We start from the raw sequence: 16,964 nt of genomic DNA, 5'->3' as shown, positions 1-16,964 counted from the left end.
GATGTGTATAAGAGACAGCGTCGGGGTCCTGGAAGTAGAACGACCGCACGTACACCCCGGGGTGCACCGTCGCGGACACTTGCATCGGGCTCTCGTCGTGGTTGAGCACCGGGCCGACCCGCACCCCTTTGTCCTTGAGCCGCTGGCGGTAGGCGTCGAACTTCTCGGCCGGCACGTGGAACGCCAGGTGGTTCATGGTGCTCACCGCGCTGGTGATGTCGCCGATGCCGGGGATGGCGCCCGGCGACGAGATGCCCGGCACCCGGTCCGGGGCGTCGGCGAACCAGAAGAAGGCGACGCAGTCACCGTTGCCGGCGTCGAAGAAGAAGTGCTGCCCCTGGCCACCGGGCAGGTCGAGCGACTTGATCAGCGGCATGCCGAGGATGTTGGTGTAGAAGTCGACGGTGCGAGCCATGTCCGAGCAGACCAGCGCGACGTGGTTGATCCCGCCGAGTTCGAATTCGGTGTTGGTGTTGTGCGGTTTGATCATCGGGCGGCTCCCCTCGGTCTCCGGCTTGGAGTCCTGGCCAAGATGTATTTCTGAATCTAACATCAGCTTCGAGTTTTCTTTCGAAAAGTCCATCGCCAGCAGGGCCGCTGAAATGACTCTTCACACCGGTGCCGCAGGGGTGGTCCGCGAGTTCGTCGGGCTACCGTCGCGCACCGCCGCGCGCGCCGGCGCCGGGGGGCATCCCTGCCAGGGGCTGTACCACCGCGGGGTGGGTCGCAAGCCCAAGGTGGCGATGATCGCCACGCACTACCAGATCGACTTCTCCGAGCACTACCTCGCCGACTACATGGCCACCCGCGGCATCGGCTTCCTGGGCTGGAACACCAGGTTCCGGGGCTTCGAAAGCAGCTTCCTACTCGACCACGCGCTGGTCGACATCGGCGTCGGCGTGCGCTGGCTGCGGGACGTGCAGGGCGTGGAAACCGTTGTCTTGCTTGGCAACTCGGGTGGCGGCTCGTTGATGGCCGCATATCAGTCGCAGGCCGTGGAGCCGAACGTCACCCCGCTGGACGGGATGCGGCCGGCGGCGGGCGTCACGGAATTGCCGGCCGCGGACGGTTACGTGGCCACCGCCGCGCATCCGGGGCGGCCCGACGTGCTGACGGCCTGGATGGACGCGGCCGTCGTCGACGAGAACGACCCGGTCGCCACCGACGCCGACCTCGATTTGTTCAACGAGCGCAACGGGCCGCCCTATTCGCCGGAGTTCCTCACCCGCTACCGCCGCGCGCAGACCGCGCGCAACCACGCCATCACCGACTGGGCCGAGAAGGAGTTCAAACGCGTTTGCGCCGCGGGGTTTTCCGACCGCCCGTTCAGCGTCATGCGCACCTGGGCGGACCCCCGAATGGTCGACGCCACCATCGAGCCGACCAAGCGGCAACCGAACATGTGCTACGCCGGCCCGCCCGCGAAGGCGAACCGGTCGGCGCACGGGATCGCCGCGGCCTGCACGCTGCGCAGCTGGCTGGGGATGTGGAGCCTGCGGGTGGCGCAGACCCGGGCCGAACCGCACCTGGCCCGGATCACCTGCCCCGCCCTGGTGATCAACGCCGACGCCGACACCGGCGTCTTTCCGTCGGACGCCCAACGGATTTTCACCGCGCTGGCCGCCACCGACAAGACGCAGGCATCGATCGACTCCGATCACTACTTCACCACCCCGGGCGCCCGCAGCGAGCAGGCCGACATCATCGCCAAGTGGATCGCCAAGCGGTTCCGCTGAGGCCCCGTCAGCCGCTGACCCCTGTGGTCAACCAACCGACCGGTTGTTAGTTTGGAAGGTGCTTGGCCGAGACGGAACTCGAAAGCATGGGAAGGCGACCAATGCCGATCGCTATCACTCCTGAGCATCAAGACCTGGCCGATTCGGTGCGGTCGCTGGTCGCGCGCATCGCGCCGTCCGAGGCGTTGCACGCGGCAATGGAAACCCCGATCGACAATCCCCCGCCGTACTGGCAGGCGGCGGCCGAGCAGGGCCTGCCGGGCCTGCATCTGGCCGAGTCGGTGGGCGGGCAGGGCTTCGGCATCCTCGAGTTGGCCATCGTGCTGGCCGAATTCGGCTACGGAGCGGTGCCCGGGCCCTTCGTGCCCTCGGCGATCGCGAGCGCCCTGATCTCCGCCAACGACCCGAACGCGAAGGTGCTCTCCGAGTTGGCGTCCGGCGCGGCCATCGCCGCCTACGCGCTGGACTGCTGCGGGCTGACCGCCACCCGGCACGGTCCCAACGACGAAACGCTAGTGCTGCGCGGCGAGGTGCGCGCGGTTCCCGCGGCGGCGCAGGCGTCGGTGCTGGTGCTCCCGGTCGCGATCGACAGCGGCGAGGAATGGGTGGTGCTGCGCGCCGAGGAGCTCGAGATCGAGCCCGTGAAAAGCATTGACCCGCTGCGCCCCGTCGCCCACGTGCGGGCCAACGCCGTCGAGGTCGCCGCCGACGCCGCCCTGTGCAACCTGAGCATGGCGACCGCGCACGCGCTGATGACGACGCTGCTGTCCGCCGAGGCGATCGGGGTGGCGCGCTGGGCGACGGACACCGCGTCGCAGTACGCCAAGATCCGCGAGCAGTTCGGCCGGCCGATCGGCCAGTTCCAGGCCATCAAGCACAAGTGCGCGGAGATGATCGCCGACACCGAGCGGGCCACCGCCGCGGTGTGGGACGCCGCCCGCGCCATCGACGAGGCGCGGGAAAACGATTGGGACACAGCCGGTTCCCACGTCGAGTTCGCCGCCGCCGTCGCGGCGACGCTGGCGCCCGCGGCCGCTCAGCGGTGCGCGCAGGATTGCATCCAGGTGCACGGCGGGATCGGCTTCACCTGGGAGCACGACACGAACGTGTACTACCGAAGGGCGCTGATGCTGGCCGCCTCTTTCGGCCGCGGTTCGGAGTACCCGCAGAAGGTGGTGCACACCGCCACCGGCACCGGCATGCGGACCGTCGACATCGACCTCGACCCCGACACCGAGAAACTGCGGGAGGAGATCCGAGCCGAGGTCGGCGCGCTCAAGGCGATGGAGCGCGACCAGCGCAAGGTCGCCATCGCCGAGGGCGGCTGGGCGCTGCCCTACCTGCCGAAACCATGGGGCCGCGCCGCCGGCCCGGTCGAACAGATCATCATCGCCCAGGAATTCACCGCCGGGCGGGTCAAGCGGCCGCAGATGGGCATCGCGACGTGGATCATCCCGTCGATAGTGGCCTTCGGCACCGAGGAGCAAAAGCAGCGATTCCTGCCGCCGACCTTCCGCGGCGAGATGATCTGGTGCCAGCTGTTCTCCGAGCCGGGCGCCGGCTCGGACCTCGCGGGGCTGAGCACGAAGGCGACGCGGACCGACGGCGGCTGGCGCATCACCGGCCAGAAGATCTGGACCACGGCGGCGCAGCTGTCCCAGTGGGGCGCGCTGCTGGCCAGGACGGACCCGTCGGCGCCCAAGCACAACGGAATCACCTACTTCCTGCTCGACATGCACAGCGAGGGCGTCGAGGTGAAGCCGCTGCGCGAGCTCACCGGCAACGCGATGTTCAACACCGTCTACATCGACGACGTGTTCGTGCCCGACGAATGCGTGCTCGGCGAAGTGAACCGGGGCTGGGAGGTCAGCCGCAATACCCTTACCGCGGAACGGGTTTCGATCGGCAGCAGTGAGGCGAACTTCCTGGCCACGCTGGGCCAGTTCGTCGACTTCGTTCGCGAGGGGCAGTTCGACCCGGTCGCGCAGCACCGGGCGGGCCAGTTGATCGCCGAGGGCCACGCCGCCAAGGTGCTGAACCTGCGCTCGACCCTGCTGACCTTGGCCGGCGGCGATGCCATGCCGTCGGCGGCGATCTCCAAGCTGCTGTCGATGCGCACCGGGCAGGGCTACGCCGAGTTCGCGGTGTCCTCGTTCGGCACCGACGCCGCGATCGGCGGCACGGACGAACCGGCCGGCATGTGGGGCGAATACCTGTTGGCCAGCCGCGCGACCACTATCTACGGCGGCACCTCCGAGGTGCAGTTGAACATCATCGCCGAGCGGCTGCTCGGACTGCCCCGCGATCCCTAACGCGCGCTTGCGCTTTGGCCGTGGAGAGGGCCATGCCGACCTGAGGGGTGGTCAGGCCGGCATGGGTCCCCCAAATCCCGTGGGCCGGTCAGCCTATTGTGGATCGGCACGCCAAGGCTGGCCGGTTACCACGGGAGGTGGTTCACCACCACCAGTTCCACCAGCGCCCGGGTGCCCAGAATCCGCGGTCGCCCGATACCCAACCACGGTGGCCTCCCCCGCCCCATCCGTGGCCGCCGCCCCATCCGTGGCCGCCATGACCCCCGCCTGGCCGGTCCGGAATGATTCCGGGTCCACCGGGCGCGCCGTGCGGACCGGTGGTGGTGAAGCTGGTGTGGGTTCCTGGCACGGGAGCGGCGTGGGCCGCGGGGCCGGCAGCGCACAGCAGCGCCCCGGCCATCGCGGAGGCCCCGACCGCGTAGCGCAGCGGTCGTGACGAGATCATCATCGCCAACCCTTTCCAGGACCCTTTGAAATCGACGTTGAAACCAACGTTAGCCAGAAGTTTCCCGGCAAACAATGCGGCCACACCCGAATAAAGCTGTGAATTATGTAACAAATGGCAAAAGTGTTTATTTTCCTGAGTTCCATATATCAGGATATTGCCCGATACTGAATCCGGTAATGTTTCGATAACAGCTGTTAGAGAGCCATATACTGATATACGGATTTCCGTTCTTACGTATCGGCGGATCGACTGAATTACGGATAACCGAACCACTTGAGACCCCGACGGCAGCGGCGAAGAAGCGCGCCGGTCAGCTATCTCTTTACATTTGCTGGAGAACGCCGCTGGTGGGCCGGTCGCCGCGAACGCGCGCGCGGGACGTTTGGCAAGGGGGCGCGACTTACGACGCCGTCGGTGGAAGAATCAGTATTGACACACTCGCGGGCTGATTTACTGATTGGCCACTCACCGGAGGACGACCGCCGCAGTGAACTTCAACCCCAGCCACATCGGACCCGGCGCAGGCACGTTCCGAGGCCCTTCGCCGTCGGCCGGCCCGGCGGGAGACGCCGCGCCCACCGAGCGCCTCACCGGGCTCGGCCAGCAGAGCCCCCAGCGGATGGCCGGCCAGCCCGCGGCCGGCCAGGCCGGACGGGGCCAGCGGACGCGGCGCACCGTCGACCTGTCGGCGGCCACCCATCGCGCGCTGGACATCTGGCAGCGGGAGGCGGCCGACCGCCTGGGCGTCGCCCGGGTGACCGGACAAGAGGTCCTCACCGCGCTCATCGACCAGCTGCTGGTCGACCCCAAGCTCTCGGCGCAGATCACCCGCGCCATCAAGGACCGGCGCTAAGTCGCCCGACTAGTCGATTTCCATCTCACGCAGCTCGCGTTTGAGGACCTTGCCCGTCGGGTTGCGCGGCAGCTCGTCGAGGAAGATGACTTCGCGCGGCACCTTGTACCTGGCCAGCTCCTCCCGCACGTGCTTTTTGAGGGTGTCCTCGTCGACGTCGGAACCGTCCTTCTTGACCACGAAGGCGCGCAGCCGGTGGCCCCATTCCTTGTCCTCGACGCCGATCGCGGTGGCCTCGACGACATCGGGATGCCCGCTGAGACAGTCCTCGACCTCGGCGGGGAAGACGTTCTCGCCGCCGGAGACGATCATCTCGTCGTCGCGGCCGCTGACGTACAACAGCCCGTCCTCGTCGAAATAACCCACGTCGCCCGAGGACATCAGGCCGTCGACGATCTCCTTGTGACCGCCGCCGGTGTAGCCCTCGAACGGGAACGCGTTGCCGACGAAGATCCGCCCGACTTCACCCTGCGGCTTCTCCTTGCCGTTGTCGTCGAGGATCTTCACCTTCACGCCCTTGACCACCGGCCCGACCGTCGCCGCGTTCTTCTCCAGGTCCTTCGGCCCGGCGATGGTCGCGAACGCGATCTCGGTCGAGCCGTACATGTTGTAGATCACCGGACCCAGGTCCTTGAGCGCGCGGGTGGCCAGCTCGGCGCCCAACTGCGATCCCGAAATGAACACGATCTTCAGGCTCGACAAGTCCGGCTTTTTGTCCATCTTCTCGATCGCGTCGACGATCCGGGACAGCATCACCGGCACCACGACCATCGCCGTCACCTTGTACTTCTCGATGTCCTCGAGCACCAGCGGCGGCTTGAACTTACGCCGCAACACCAGGGTCGAACCGAGGAACATCGCGATGGTGCCGTGCAGGAAACCCAGGGCGTGGAACATCGGCGCGGGCAGCGAGGTCACCTCGTTGGCCTTGAACGGCACGTGCGACAGGATCCCGCCGATCGGCGCCAGCGTCGGCGGGGTACTGCGGTTGGCCCCCTTCGGCGTGCCGGTGGTGCCGCTGGTCAGGATGATGATCGACGAGTGCTTGCTCGCCTTCGGGGCGGGCTCGGAGCTGCTGCGCTCGATCAGGTCGGCCAGCGTCTCGTCCTTGCTACCCGACGGCTCGTCGGCGTCGGGGTTGGTGCCCAGCGCGCGCAGGAAGCCCAGTTCCGGCTCGGCCTTGCTGACGGCCTTGGTGTACTCGTCGTCGTAGATGATCAGCTTGGCGCCCTCGCGCTCGGACACCTCCTTGATCTGCGGCCCGGAGAACTCGCTGTTGAGCAGGATGATGCGGGCGCCGACCCGGGCCGCCCCGAAGTAGGCGATCAAAAACCAGCGGGTGTTGCGGGCGAGGATCGCGATCCCGTCACCGCCCTTGACGCCCATCTCGATGAGGCCGTTCGCCACCGCGTGGGCGGCGTCGTCGAGCTCCTTGAAGCTGAACTCGCCGTCCTCGTCGATGCAGGCGGCCCGATCGGGATGGCGTCGGGCGTTGAGCGACGGCAGCATGCCGAACTCGCCCCACTTGTAGATGTCGTTGGCCATGGCCGCGTAGTTCTGCGGCGGCTCCAGCCGGAACGCACCCGCCTCGAAGATCTTCCGCACGTAGTGCAGTTCGGCCGAGCCGCGCTCCAAGTACTGCTGAACCTTGGCAACTGCCTGCCCCGGCAGGCCGATCAGATTAGGCATGAATCCCACCCTATGTGACGTCCGTCGCAATACCAGGGGTATGTACCCATCGACTTACGATGATGAACATGGGCCCGGTTTCGCTGGATGTGGCCGGGCATCGCGTGACCATCACCCATCCCGACAAGGTGGTGTTCGAGACGCACGGGGACGCCGGGCCGCGGACCAAGCTTGACCTGGTCCGCTACTACCTGTCCGTCGCCGACGGGGCGCTGCGCGGCGTGGGCGGCCGGCCCATGATCCTCAAACGCTTCGTCAAGGGCATCGCGCAAGAGGCCGTGTTCCAGAAGCGCGCGCCGCAGAACCGGCCCGACTTCGTCGACGTCGCCGAACTGCGCTACGCCCGGGGCACGTCCGCCGCGGAGGCCGTCATCCGCGACGCCGCCGGCCTGGCCTGGGCGATCAACCTGGGCTGCGTCGACCTCAACCCGCACCCGGTGCTGGCCGACGACCTCGACCACCCCGACGAACTGCGGGTCGACCTCGACCCGATGCCCGGGGTCTCCTGGGAGCGCATCGTCGACGTCGCCCTGGTGGCGCGCGAGGTGCTGGAGGACTACGGCCTGGTCGCCTGGCCGAAGACGTCGGGTTCGCGCGGCTTCCACATCTACGCCCGGATCGCCCCGCACTGGGAGTTCCGGCAGGTGCGGCTGGCCGCCCAGACGGTGGCCCGCGAGGTCGAGCGGCGGATCCCCGACGCGGCGACCAGCCGCTGGTGGAAGGAGGAGCGCGGCGAAGAAGTGTTCGTCGACTTCAACCAGAACGCCAAGGACCGCACGGTCGCGTCCGCCTACTCGGTGCGGGCGACGCCGGACGCCCGGGTGTCGACGCCGCTGCTGTGGGACGAAGTCACCGAGCGCCGGCCCGAGGAGTTCACCATCGACACGGTGCCCGAGCGGTTCGCCGCCATGGGCGACCCGTGGGCGGGCATGGACGACGCCGTCGGTGACCTGAACCGGCTGCTGGTGCTGGCCGAGGAGATGGGCCCCCCGGAGCGCGCGCCCAGGGGATCCGGCGGCAGCAGCGCCGGGCGGCGCCGGTCGGTGATGCCGCTCATCGAGATCGCCCGCACCAAGACCAAGGACGAGGCGCTCGCCGCGCTGGACACCTGGCGCGGCCGCTACCCGGAGGCGTCGCGCCTGCTGCAGCCGGCCGACGTCCTGGTCGACGGCATGCGCGGGCCGAGTTCGATCTGGTACCGGATCCGGATCAACCTGCAGCACGTGCCGGCCGACCAGCGGCCTCCGCAGGAAGACCTGATCGCCGACTACAGCCCTTGGGAGGGTTACGGCGGCAGGCAGCGCCCGTGAGGCCGCGCTACACCCCGGCCCGCGCCAGGGCGTTGGAGCCGCTCTTCTTGCGCAGGTAGCGGTACCAGGTCACCACAAGCAGGGCGAGGAAGAAGGCGACGTAGAACCGCAGCGCGGGTTCGATGCTGCCGAATTGCGACTTCGACCAGGCGTACGCCAGCGGCACGACGAACCCGCCGAAGGCGCCGATCGACGAGATCACGCCGAGCGCGCCCGCGGCCTGGCGGCGCATGTGCACCATGGTGTCGGCGTCGCCGCCGGCGAGCTCGCCCTTGATCATGAAGATCCGGGAGATCATCCGGTAGGTCGAGCCGTTGCCGATGCCGGTCGCGACGAACAAGAACATGAAGCTGGCGAAGAACAACGGCAGGTTCCTGGCGTGCACCGACCACAGCGCCGCCGAGGCGCCCGCGGCCAGCATGACGAAGCTGGCCGCGGTGATGCGCGCCCCGCCGATCCGGTCGGCCAGCCTCCCACCCACGGGCCGGATCACCGACCCGATGCAGGCGCCGAGGAAGGCCCAGGTCAGGGCGATGTCGCCGCGGCCGAACACCGTCTTGAGCAGGGTCGGGAAGGCCGCCGAGTAGCCGATGAACGAGCCGAACGTGCCGATGTAGAGCAGCGACATCACCCAGGTGTCGGGGTGGCGCAGCGACTGCCAGACCGGCTTCACGTCGGCCTTGGCCTCGGACAGGTTGTTCATGAACAGGAAGGCGCACACCGCGGCCACCACGGCCAGCGGCACGTAGAACAGGCCGGCGCGCGAGAGCGCCACCCCGCCCCCCGCGACGACGATCGGCGGGATGATCTTCTGCACCACGGCCACCCCGATGTTGCCGCCGGCCGCGTTGAGGCCCAGCGCCCAGCCCTTCTCCTTCTCCGGGTAGAAGAAGGAGATGTTGGCCATCGACGAGGCGAAGTTGCCGCCGCCGAAGCCCGCGGTCGCGGCGATCGCGACCAGCACGCCGAACGACAGCCCGGGATGGCCGACCGCCCAGGCCAGCAGCGCGCACGGGATCAACAGCAGGGCCGCCGAGATGGTGGTCCAGTTGCGGCCACCGAACAGCGGGACCGCGAACGTGTAGGGCAGGCGCAGGAAGGCGCCCACCCCGCTGGGCACGGCGACCAGGCACAGCGCCTGGCTCGCGGACAGCGCCCAGCCGGACGCCGACGGGTGCCCGTGGGCGCCGGCGGTCATGTGGACGACGACGATGCTCCACAGCATCCACACGCTGAACCCGACGTGCTCGGCGAAGATCGAGAAGATCAGGTTGCGGCGGGCGATCGGCTTGCCGGTGGTCTCCCAGAACTCGGGGTCGTCGGGGCGCCAGTCGTCGATCCAGTGCCCGCCGCGGTGCGGTGGGCGCTCGGGCGCGGGGGCAAGGACCGGCGTGGTCGGCTCTGCGGAGGTCGTCATGGTCACGGTCCCGACGCTAGGAAAGGACTGTTACCGGTCTGCGTGTCCGCAGTTACGCCGGAGATACGTGGATCTCGCAGCGGCCATTCGCCCGTTGTCAGAACTTTTTGGCCCCGCGATGCGGGAGAATTGCCGCATGCAGGCGACTGACCAGCGGCTCGGGCTGCGGGAACGCAAGAAAATCAAGACCCGCCACGCCCTGCGGCGCGAGGCGTTCCGCCTGTTCGACGCGAACGGTTACGCCGCCACCACGGTCGAGCAGATCGCCGAGGCCGCCGAGGTGTCGCCCAGCACGTTCTTCCGGTACTTCGGGTCCAAGGAATCGCTGCTGCTCGCCGACGACCTCGATCCGCTGATCCTGGCGGCGTTCGACGCCCAGCCGCCCGAGCTGTCACCGAGCCAGGCCATCCGGCGGGCCTACGCGACCACCATGGCCGGCCTGTCCCCCGAGCAACTCGAGTTCGAGAACACCCGCCAGCGGCTGATCTTCTCGATACCCGAACTCAAGGCCGCCCTCTACGACGAGTACTACCGCACCGTCAACGTCATGGCGGAGGCGATCGGTCGCCGAATAGGCCGTAGCGCAACCGATTTCGAGGTTCGGGTGTTCGTCGGCGCGATGGTCGGCGCCATGATGGCGGCCTTCGACAGCGCGCCGAAAACGGCCGACACCATCTATCGGGCCCTGGACTTCCTGGATGCCGGCATGCCGCTGGATTGAGCGGCGCAACCGCGCGGCGACGGGCGCTGCGGGCGCGTGACGCGCTAATCTCACGCGATGCGCCACGGTTGGAATCGACGGGGATTCTTGCAGCTCGCGGGGGCTGCGGCGGTCGCCGGGGTCACCGGCGCGACGGCCGCGTGCTCGTCGGGCAAACCGCCCTCGGACACCTCCGGTGGCAAAGCCGTGACGATCAACCACCTCTTCGGCCAGACCGTCATCAAGGAACCGCCCAAGCGCGTGGTCAGCGCCGGCTATACCGAGCAGGACGACCTGCTCGCGGTCGGGGTGGTGCCGATCGCGGTGACCAACTGGTTCGGCGATCAACCGTTCGCGGTGTGGCCGTGGGCCCAGCCCAAGCTCGGCGGCGCGCAGCCGGTGGTGCTCAACCTCGACAACGGGATCCCGGTCGACCAGATCGCCGGCCTCAAACCGGACCTGATCGTCGCCGTCAACGCGGGGGTGGACGCCGACACCTACAAGAAGCTGTCCGCGATCGCCCCGACCGTGCCGCAGTCGGACGGCGACGCCTTCTTCGAACCCTGGAAGGAGCAGGCGACCACCATCGGCCAGGCGGTATTTTTGGCCGACCAGATGAAGTCGCAGATCGCCGCCGTCGACCAGAAGTTCACCGCGGTCGGCAAGGAACACCCGGTCTGGACGGGCAAGAAGGCGTTGCTGATGGAGGGCGCGCTGTGGCAGGGCACCGTCGTCGCGACCATGGCCGGCTGGCGCACGGACTTCCTCAACCAGATGGGTCTCGTGATCGCCGACAGCATCAGGTCTTTCGGCACCGACCACCGCGCCGTCATCCCGCGCGATCACGTCAAGGCGGTGCTCGATTCCGCCGATGTGATCATCTGGACGACCGAGAGCCCGGACGACCAGAAGGCGTTGCTCGCCGACCCCGACGTGGCGGCGGCACAGGCCACCGCGCAGTACCGGCACATCTTCACCACCAAGGAGCAGGCCGGCGCGATCGCCTTTTCCTCGCCCCTGAGCTACCAACTGGTCGCCGATCAACTGCCGCCGCTGATCTACAAAATCCTCGGTTAGATCGCCTGAGCGCCAGTGGCGTTTGAACGTTTGCTAAGGCACCTCTGGCAGTGTTCGAAAATCCCTCGCTCGCCCCTCGCCCGCCCCGCGATGGGGAGGTTACCGTCGAGTATGAGCGTGACCGACCTTACCGACAACGTGTCCAAGGGACTGCCGACGGAACTGGTCGGCAACACGGTTCTGGACTTCGGCGACAGCGCGCTGCTGCTGCAATGCGGCAGCACCGCCGAGGTGTTGGCGTGGGCGGCGCAGTTGCGCGAGGCGGCGTTGCCGGGCGTCGTCGACATCGTCCCGGCCGCCCGGACGGTTCTGGTGAAACTGGACTCCCCGCGGCGCCAAGGCGTGATCCGTCAGCGGCTGCGCAAGATGCGGGTGGCCGCCGGGGACGCCCCCCAGCCGGATCGGCGCGCCGACGTCGTCATCGACGTGGTCTACGACGGCCCGGATCTCGCCGAGGTCGCCGAGGTCACCGGGCTGACCACCGCGCAGGTGATCGACGCCCACACCGGTTCGTTGTGGCGGGTCGGATTCAGCGGGTTCGCCCCGGGTTTCGCGTATCTGGTCGACGGTGACGCGCGCCTGCGGGTGCCGCGCCGTTCGGAGCCGCGCACCGCGGTGCCCGCCGGCTCGGTGGGACTGGCCGGCGAATTCAGCGCGGTCTACCCGCGTAGGTCGCCCGGCGGCTGGCAACTGATCGGCCGCACCGACGCCGTCCTGTGGGACATCGAGCGGCCCGACCCCGCGCTGCTGACGCAGGGCATGTGGGTTCAATTCCGGGCCGTCTGAGCAAGGAGATCGCCGTGATAACCCTCGAGATCCTTCGCACCGGACCGCTCGCCCTCGTCCAGGACCTGGGCCGGCCCGGGCTCGCCCACCTCGGCGTGAGCCGGTCCGGGGCCGCCGACCGCCGCGCCCATCAACTGGCCAACCGGCTGGTGGCCAACCCCACCGACCGCGCCACCGTCGAGGTGACCTTCGGCGGTTTCGCGGCCCGGGTCCGCGGCGGGGGCATCGACGTCGCGGTCACCGGGGCCGACACCGACCCGACCGTCGACGGAATCAAGTTCGGCACCAACAGCATTCAGCATGTCCGCGACGGCCAGGTGATCACCCTGGGCACGCCCCGCGCCGGGCTGCGAACCTACCTGGCGGTGCGGGGCGGTATCGGCGTGCAGCCGGTGCTGGGCTCGCGCAGCTACGACGTGATGTCCGCCATCGGCCCGGCGCCGCTGCGGGCCGGAGATCGGCTCCCCGTCGGGGAGCACACCCCGGACTACCCCGAACTGGACCAGGCCCCGGTGGCCGCGATCACCGGCAGCGTGGTCGAGCTGGCGGTGGTGCCCGGCCCGCGTGACGATTGGTTCGTCGACCCCGATCTGCTGGTGCACAACGATTGGGTGGCGTCCGATCGCAGCGACCGGGTGGGGATGCGACTGGTCGGCCGCCCGCTGCAGTACTGCTACCCGGACCGGCAGCTGCCCAGCGAGGGTGCCACCCGCGGCGCAATTCAGGTGCCGCCCAACGGCTTACCGGTCATCCTGGGACCCGACCATCCCGTCACCGGCGGCTACCCCGTGGTGGGTGTGGTGATCGACGAGGACATCGACAAAATCGCCCAGGTGCGTCCCGGGCAGTCGGTGCGCCTGCACTGGTCCCGCCCGAGGATTTTGGTGGGCGCCCATGCGCAGTCCGGCGCCGCGGACTGGCCGTTCTCGTAGGCCTCGCCCGAGGGCATGTAGTCCAGCTCACACGCAATTGCGGATCCGGGGTCGAATCACGTTGATCGGGACGTGATTTCACCATGTTCGGTCTACAGGGACTTACCAGATAACTGGTAATCAACTAACAGCCGATTTACGCCCGTTTGAGTTGACCCGTCCCCGGTCCGAATGTGAGCATCGAAATACACCGCGGGGCATGCCTCTTCGTTCGGCGCGCCCGCATGCAGACCAGTTCCCAACGCGCGCAGTCGAATTCATGCACCCCAGCGCGGTCGACGAAAGGTGACGATCGGATGGCCCGCAATCACAGCATCGCGGACTGGAATCCGGAGGACACGGGGGCTTGGGAGGCCGGTGACAAGAAGATCGCCCGCCGCAACCTGCTGTGCACCATCGCCGGCGACCACGTCGCCTTTTCGGTCTGGACCCTGTGGCCGGTCATGGCGCTGTTCATGCCGGCGCACGTCTACGGTTTCTCCGCCGGCGACAAGCTGCTGCTGGGCGCAGTCGCCACGCTGGTCGGTGGCCTGGCCCGGATCCCCTACACCCTGGGCATCGCCGCCTTCGGCGGCCGCAACTGGACCGTCTTCTCGGCCTTCGTGCTGTTGATCCCGACGGCGGGCACCATCGTGTTGTTGGCCAATCCCGGGCTGCCGCTGTGGCCCTTCGTGGTCTGCGCCGCGCTGACCGGCCTGGGCGGCGGCAACTACGCGGCCTCGCTCGCCAACGTGAACGTCTTCTACCCGCAGCGGCTCAAGGGCTCGGCGCTGGCCGTCAACGCCGGCGTGGGCAACCTCGGGGTGGCGGTGATCCAACTGGTCGCGTTGTTGGTGCTCGCCACGGCCGGGCACGAGGCGCCGTACTGGGTGTGTGCGGTGTATCTGCTGGCGCTCGCCGTGGTGGGCGTCGCGGCCGCGCTGTTCATGGACAACGTCGGCCACGGCACCGAGCTGAACACGATGCGCTCGATCCTGTTCGAGCGCGACACCTACGTCATCTCCCTGCTCTACATCTGCACGTTCGGCTCCTGGATCGGGTTTTCCTTCGCCTTCGGTCAGGTGATGCAGGTCAACTTCCTCGCCCACGGCGAAAGCGCCAGGCATGCCGCCCTGCACGCCGCGCAGGTGGCCTTCCTCGGCCCACTGCTGGGCTCCCTGGCCCGGATCTACGGTGGCCGGCTGGCCGACCGCAAGGGCGGCAGCCGGGTCACGCTCGCCGTGCTCGCCGGCATGACCCTGGGCGCCGGATTACTGGTCGGCATCAGCACTTTCGACGATCGCGCGGCGCACTCGACCAGCGTGGCCGGTTATGTCGCCGGCTTCATGGTGCTGTTCGTCCTGTCCGGGATGGGCAACGGTTCGGTGTTCAAGCTGATCCCCTCGGTCTACGAGGTGCGCAGCCGCGCCCTGGAGATGAGCGAGGCGCAGCGGCGGCACTGGGCGCGCGCGAGGTCCGGTTCGTTGATCGGCGTCTGCTCCGCGGTCGGCGCCCTCGGCGGCGTGGGCATCAACCTCGCGCTGCGCCAGTCCTACCTGGCCACCGGGACCGGGACGTCGGCGTACTGGGCGTTCCTGGCCTCCTATGTCGTCTCCGCGATCGTCACCTGGGCGGTGTACGTGCGGCGCCCGCGGCTGCCCGCCGCGGCTCACGGTGACACGGCCGCCGCGCTGGCCCGGGTGTGAGCGTGGCCTCACGGTGGGCAATGCGCAAGCAATTGCCAGGTAACGAGACCGAAATCTGACAGGCATACACAGGAAATATGGGCCAGCCCGACTCCCCGCCGCTGACCGGTTACCGCATCGCGGTGACCTCGAGTCGGCGCTCCGAGGAGCTCTGCGCGCTGCTCAGCCGCCAGGGTGCCGAGGTGTGCAGCGCGCCCGCGATCAACATGATCGCGCTCCCCGACGACGACGAACTGCACCGTAACACCGAGGCGTTGATCGCCGAGCCCCCCGCCATCCTGGTCGCGCACACCGGCATCGGGTTTCGCGGCTGGCTGGCCGCCGCCGAGGGGTGGGGGCTGGTCAGCCCGCTGCTCAACGCACTGTCGTCCGCCCGGATCGTCTCGCGCGGCCCCAAGGCGACCGGCGCGCTGCGCGCCGCCGGCCTGCACGAGGAGTGGTCGCCGGAATCGGAGTCCTCGCAGGAGGTGCTGGAATACCTGCTCCGCTCGGGCGTGGCCGGGCAGCGGGTGGCCGTCCAGCTGCACGGCGCCGCCGACGCGTGGGACCCCTTCCCCGAATTCCTGGGCGGATTGCGCCTGGCCGGCGCCGAAGTGGTGCCCGTCCGGGTGTATCGGTGGAAGCCAACGCCGTTGGGCGGCACCTTCGATCAGCTCGTGATGGGGATCGCGGGACGGCAGTTCGACGCCGTCACCTTCACCTCGGCGCCCGCGGCCGCGGCGGTGCTGGAGCGCAGCCGTGAGCTCGACGTCGAAGACCAGCTGCTGGGGGCGCTGCGCAGCGACGTACACGCGATGTGCGTCGGCCCGGTGACGTCCAAGCCGCTGATCCGGAAGGGTGTACCGACCTCATCGCCCGAACGAATGCGGTTGGGCGCCTTGGCCCGTCACGTCGCCGAGGAGCTACCGCTGCTCGGTTCGTGCACCGTGCGGGCGGCCGGTCACACGGTCGACATCCGAGGCACGTGCGTGCTGGTGGACGGCTCGATCAAGGTGCTCTCGCCGTCCGGCATGGGGATATTGCGCGAGTTGGCGAAACGCCCGGGCGACGTCGTGGCGCGCGGTGACCTGCTGCGGGCGCTGCCCGGCAACAGCAACGACCCGCACGCCGTCGACACGGCCGTGCTGCGGCTGCGAACGGCATTGGGCGACAAGAACATCGTCGCAACCGTGGTCAAGCGGGGCTACCGGTTGGCCACCGAACAACGGGTGGACGCGGCATGGCGCTGATCCTGGTCGCGCACGGCACCCGTCGGCCCGAGGGTGTGCGACAACTCGAAGAGCTTGCCGCGCAAGCGAGTTCGTTGACCAGCCGACCGGTGGAAGTCGCGTTCGTCGACGTGTTGGGCCCCACGCCCGGCGAGGTGCTGTCCCGGGTGCGGGCGACGGGCCGGCCCGCCATCGTGCTGCCGGCGTTTCTGTCGCGCGGCTACCACGTCCGCGCCGACCTGCCGGCCCACGTCGAGCAGAGCGGGCACCCCGAGGTCATCGTCACGCCGGCGCTGGGCCCGAGCGGTCAGATCGCCCGGATCGTCGGCGACCAGTTGGTCAAATGCGGTTGGCGACCGGGTGATTCGGTGATTCTCGCCGCGGCGGGCACGTCGGACCCCCACGCGCGCGCCGATCTGCACACCACCGCGACGCTGGTGTCCGCGCTCACCGGGTCACGGGTGAGCCTCGCTTTCGCCGCCACCGGCGGCCCGCGGCTGCCCGAGGCGGTGGACCAGGCCAGGCGCCGGGCGCGCGGCGACGCGCGCGTGGTGGTGGCCTCCTACCTGCTGGCCGACGGCCTGTTCCAGGAGCGGCTGCACGCCTGCGGCGCCGATCTGGTCAGCCGGCCGCTGGGCACCCATCCCGGCCTGGCGCGGCTGATCGCCAATCGTTTCCGCCGGGCCATGACGCCGGTCCTGGCCCCCACCGCGCGGCACGCGTCGCGCCGATCGAGCGCGCAGCGCTTGGTCCACGGCCGGGCCTTGCGGCCGAATTCGGCGGCCTGACCGCGTTGACGCAAAGGCGCGCC

General features: G+C 68.9%; 15 protein-coding genes. 11 read left to right on the top strand and 4 right to left on the bottom strand.

Annotated features, from left to right (window positions below):
• Window positions 1–490, bottom strand: a 490-nt coding sequence (locus WU80_RS12095) for a VOC family protein (RefSeq protein WP_055405761.1), incomplete at its 3' end; no start/stop codon positions are given.
• 112 nt (window positions 491–602) lie between these two features.
• Here WU80_RS12095 and WU80_RS12090 point away from each other — a divergent pair.
• Window positions 603–1,736, top strand: coding sequence for an alpha/beta hydrolase (locus tag WU80_RS12090; RefSeq protein ID WP_055402882.1), 1,134 nt, complete (start codon window positions 603–605; stop codon window positions 1,734–1,736).
• A 101-nt stretch (window positions 1,737–1,837) separates the two neighbouring features.
• Window positions 1,838–4,048, top strand: a complete 2,211-nt coding sequence (locus WU80_RS12085; RefSeq protein ID WP_055402880.1) for an acyl-CoA dehydrogenase — start codon at window positions 1,838–1,840, stop codon at window positions 4,046–4,048.
• 142 nt (window positions 4,049–4,190) lie between these two features.
• Here the strand turns inward: WU80_RS12085 and WU80_RS25830 are convergent, their stop codons facing one another.
• Window positions 4,191–4,496, bottom strand: coding sequence for a hypothetical protein (locus tag WU80_RS25830; protein ID WP_156349524.1), 306 nt, complete (start codon window positions 4,494–4,496; stop codon window positions 4,191–4,193).
• Window positions 4,497–4,983: 487 nt separating this feature from the next.
• Between WU80_RS25830 and WU80_RS12080 the strand changes: the two genes are divergently transcribed.
• Window positions 4,984–5,349 carry a hypothetical protein gene (locus WU80_RS12080; RefSeq protein WP_055402878.1) on the top strand — a complete coding sequence of 122 codons (366 nt, stop codon included), beginning with the start codon at window positions 4,984–4,986 and terminating at the stop codon, window positions 5,347–5,349.
• Between the two features lie 9 nt (window positions 5,350–5,358).
• Here WU80_RS12080 and fadD2 read toward each other — a convergent pair whose 3' ends face one another.
• Window positions 5,359–7,038, bottom strand: coding sequence for a long-chain-fatty-acid--CoA ligase FadD2 (gene fadD2, locus WU80_RS12075; RefSeq protein WP_055402892.1), 1,680 nt, complete (start codon window positions 7,036–7,038; stop codon window positions 5,359–5,361).
• A gap of 59 nt (window positions 7,039–7,097) precedes the next feature.
• Between fadD2 and WU80_RS12070 the strand changes: the two genes are divergently transcribed.
• Window positions 7,098–8,348: a DNA polymerase domain-containing protein gene (locus WU80_RS12070; RefSeq protein ID WP_369808514.1), complete on the top strand. Its 1,251-nt coding sequence runs from the start codon at window positions 7,098–7,100 to the stop codon at window positions 8,346–8,348.
• A 7-nt stretch (window positions 8,349–8,355) separates the two neighbouring features.
• On the opposite strand, the gene WU80_RS12065 is transcribed toward WU80_RS12070, so the two are convergent.
• Entirely contained in the window at window positions 8,356–9,765 is a 1,410-nt protein-coding gene (locus WU80_RS12065; protein ID WP_055402876.1) for an MFS transporter, read from the bottom strand.
• A 136-nt stretch (window positions 9,766–9,901) separates the two neighbouring features.
• On the opposite strand from WU80_RS12065, the gene WU80_RS12060 reads away from it, so the two are divergent.
• The 7 genes from WU80_RS12060 to WU80_RS12030 all read left to right on the top strand — a co-directional run bounded on the left by WU80_RS12060 (window position 9,902) and on the right by WU80_RS12030 (window position 16,941).
• On the top strand, window positions 9,902–10,486 hold the full coding sequence (locus tag WU80_RS12060; protein WP_055402874.1) for a TetR family transcriptional regulator: 585 nt from the start codon (window positions 9,902–9,904) through the stop codon (window positions 10,484–10,486).
• 57 nt (window positions 10,487–10,543) lie between these two features.
• Entirely contained in the window at window positions 10,544–11,542 is a 999-nt protein-coding gene (locus WU80_RS12055) for an ABC transporter substrate-binding protein (protein ID WP_055402870.1), read from the top strand.
• A 111-nt stretch (window positions 11,543–11,653) separates the two neighbouring features.
• Complete coding sequence (locus WU80_RS12050) at window positions 11,654–12,328, top strand: allophanate hydrolase subunit 1 (protein ID WP_055402868.1); 675 nt, start codon at window positions 11,654–11,656, stop codon at window positions 12,326–12,328.
• Between the two features lie 14 nt (window positions 12,329–12,342).
• Window positions 12,343–13,260, top strand: a complete 918-nt coding sequence (locus WU80_RS12045) for a 5-oxoprolinase/urea amidolyase family protein (protein ID WP_055402888.1) — start codon at window positions 12,343–12,345, stop codon at window positions 13,258–13,260.
• A gap of 296 nt (window positions 13,261–13,556) precedes the next feature.
• Window positions 13,557–14,945, top strand: coding sequence for an MFS transporter (locus WU80_RS12040; protein ID WP_055402866.1), 1,389 nt, complete (start codon window positions 13,557–13,559; stop codon window positions 14,943–14,945).
• 77 nt (window positions 14,946–15,022) lie between these two features.
• Window positions 15,023–16,174: a uroporphyrinogen-III synthase gene (locus WU80_RS12035; RefSeq protein ID WP_055402862.1), complete on the top strand. Its 1,152-nt coding sequence runs from the start codon at window positions 15,023–15,025 to the stop codon at window positions 16,172–16,174.
• Entirely contained in the window at window positions 16,165–16,941 is a 777-nt protein-coding gene (locus WU80_RS12030) for a sirohydrochlorin chelatase (RefSeq protein ID WP_055402860.1), read from the top strand. The genes WU80_RS12035 and WU80_RS12030 overlap by 10 nt, the downstream gene beginning before the upstream one ends.
• Window positions 16,942–16,964: the final 23 nt, after the last annotated feature.

The organism is Mycobacterium sp. UM_11 (assembly GCF_001414075.1).
In the GTDB taxonomy this organism is placed as follows: domain Bacteria; phylum Actinomycetota; class Actinomycetes; order Mycobacteriales; family Mycobacteriaceae; genus Mycobacterium.
Note: the sequence above shows the minus strand (reverse complement) of the source record. Positions and strands in the feature narration are given on the sequence as shown.

What these genes read in the sequence shown, in the direction of transcription:
- WU80_RS12090 (WP_055402882.1), top strand. Translation starts at nt 603, where the DNA reads ATGACTCTTCACACCGGTGCCGCAGGGGTGGTCCGCGAGTTCGTCGGG.
- WU80_RS12085 (WP_055402880.1), top strand. Translation starts at nt 1,838, where the DNA reads ATGCCGATCGCTATCACTCCTGAGCATCAAGACCTGGCCGATTCGGTG.
- WU80_RS25830 (WP_156349524.1), bottom strand. Translation starts at nt 4,496, where the DNA reads ATGATGATCTCGTCACGACCGCTGCGCTACGCGGTCGGGGCCTCCGCG.
- fadD2 (WP_055402892.1), bottom strand. Translation starts at nt 7,038, where the DNA reads ATGCCTAATCTGATCGGCCTGCCGGGGCAGGCAGTTGCCAAGGTTCAG.
- WU80_RS12070 (WP_369808514.1), top strand. Translation starts at nt 7,098, where the DNA reads ATGATGAACATGGGCCCGGTTTCGCTGGATGTGGCCGGGCATCGCGTG.
- WU80_RS12065 (WP_055402876.1), bottom strand. Translation starts at nt 9,765, where the DNA reads ATGACGACCTCCGCAGAGCCGACCACGCCGGTCCTTGCCCCCGCGCCC.
- WU80_RS12060 (WP_055402874.1), top strand. Translation starts at nt 9,902, where the DNA reads ATGCAGGCGACTGACCAGCGGCTCGGGCTGCGGGAACGCAAGAAAATC.
- WU80_RS12055 (WP_055402870.1), top strand. Translation starts at nt 10,544, where the DNA reads ATGCGCCACGGTTGGAATCGACGGGGATTCTTGCAGCTCGCGGGGGCT.
- WU80_RS12050 (WP_055402868.1), top strand. Translation starts at nt 11,654, where the DNA reads ATGAGCGTGACCGACCTTACCGACAACGTGTCCAAGGGACTGCCGACG.
- WU80_RS12040 (WP_055402866.1), top strand. Translation starts at nt 13,557, where the DNA reads ATGGCCCGCAATCACAGCATCGCGGACTGGAATCCGGAGGACACGGGG.
- WU80_RS12035 (WP_055402862.1), top strand. Translation starts at nt 15,023, where the DNA reads ATGGGCCAGCCCGACTCCCCGCCGCTGACCGGTTACCGCATCGCGGTG.
- WU80_RS12030 (WP_055402860.1), top strand. Translation starts at nt 16,165, where the DNA reads ATGGCGCTGATCCTGGTCGCGCACGGCACCCGTCGGCCCGAGGGTGTG.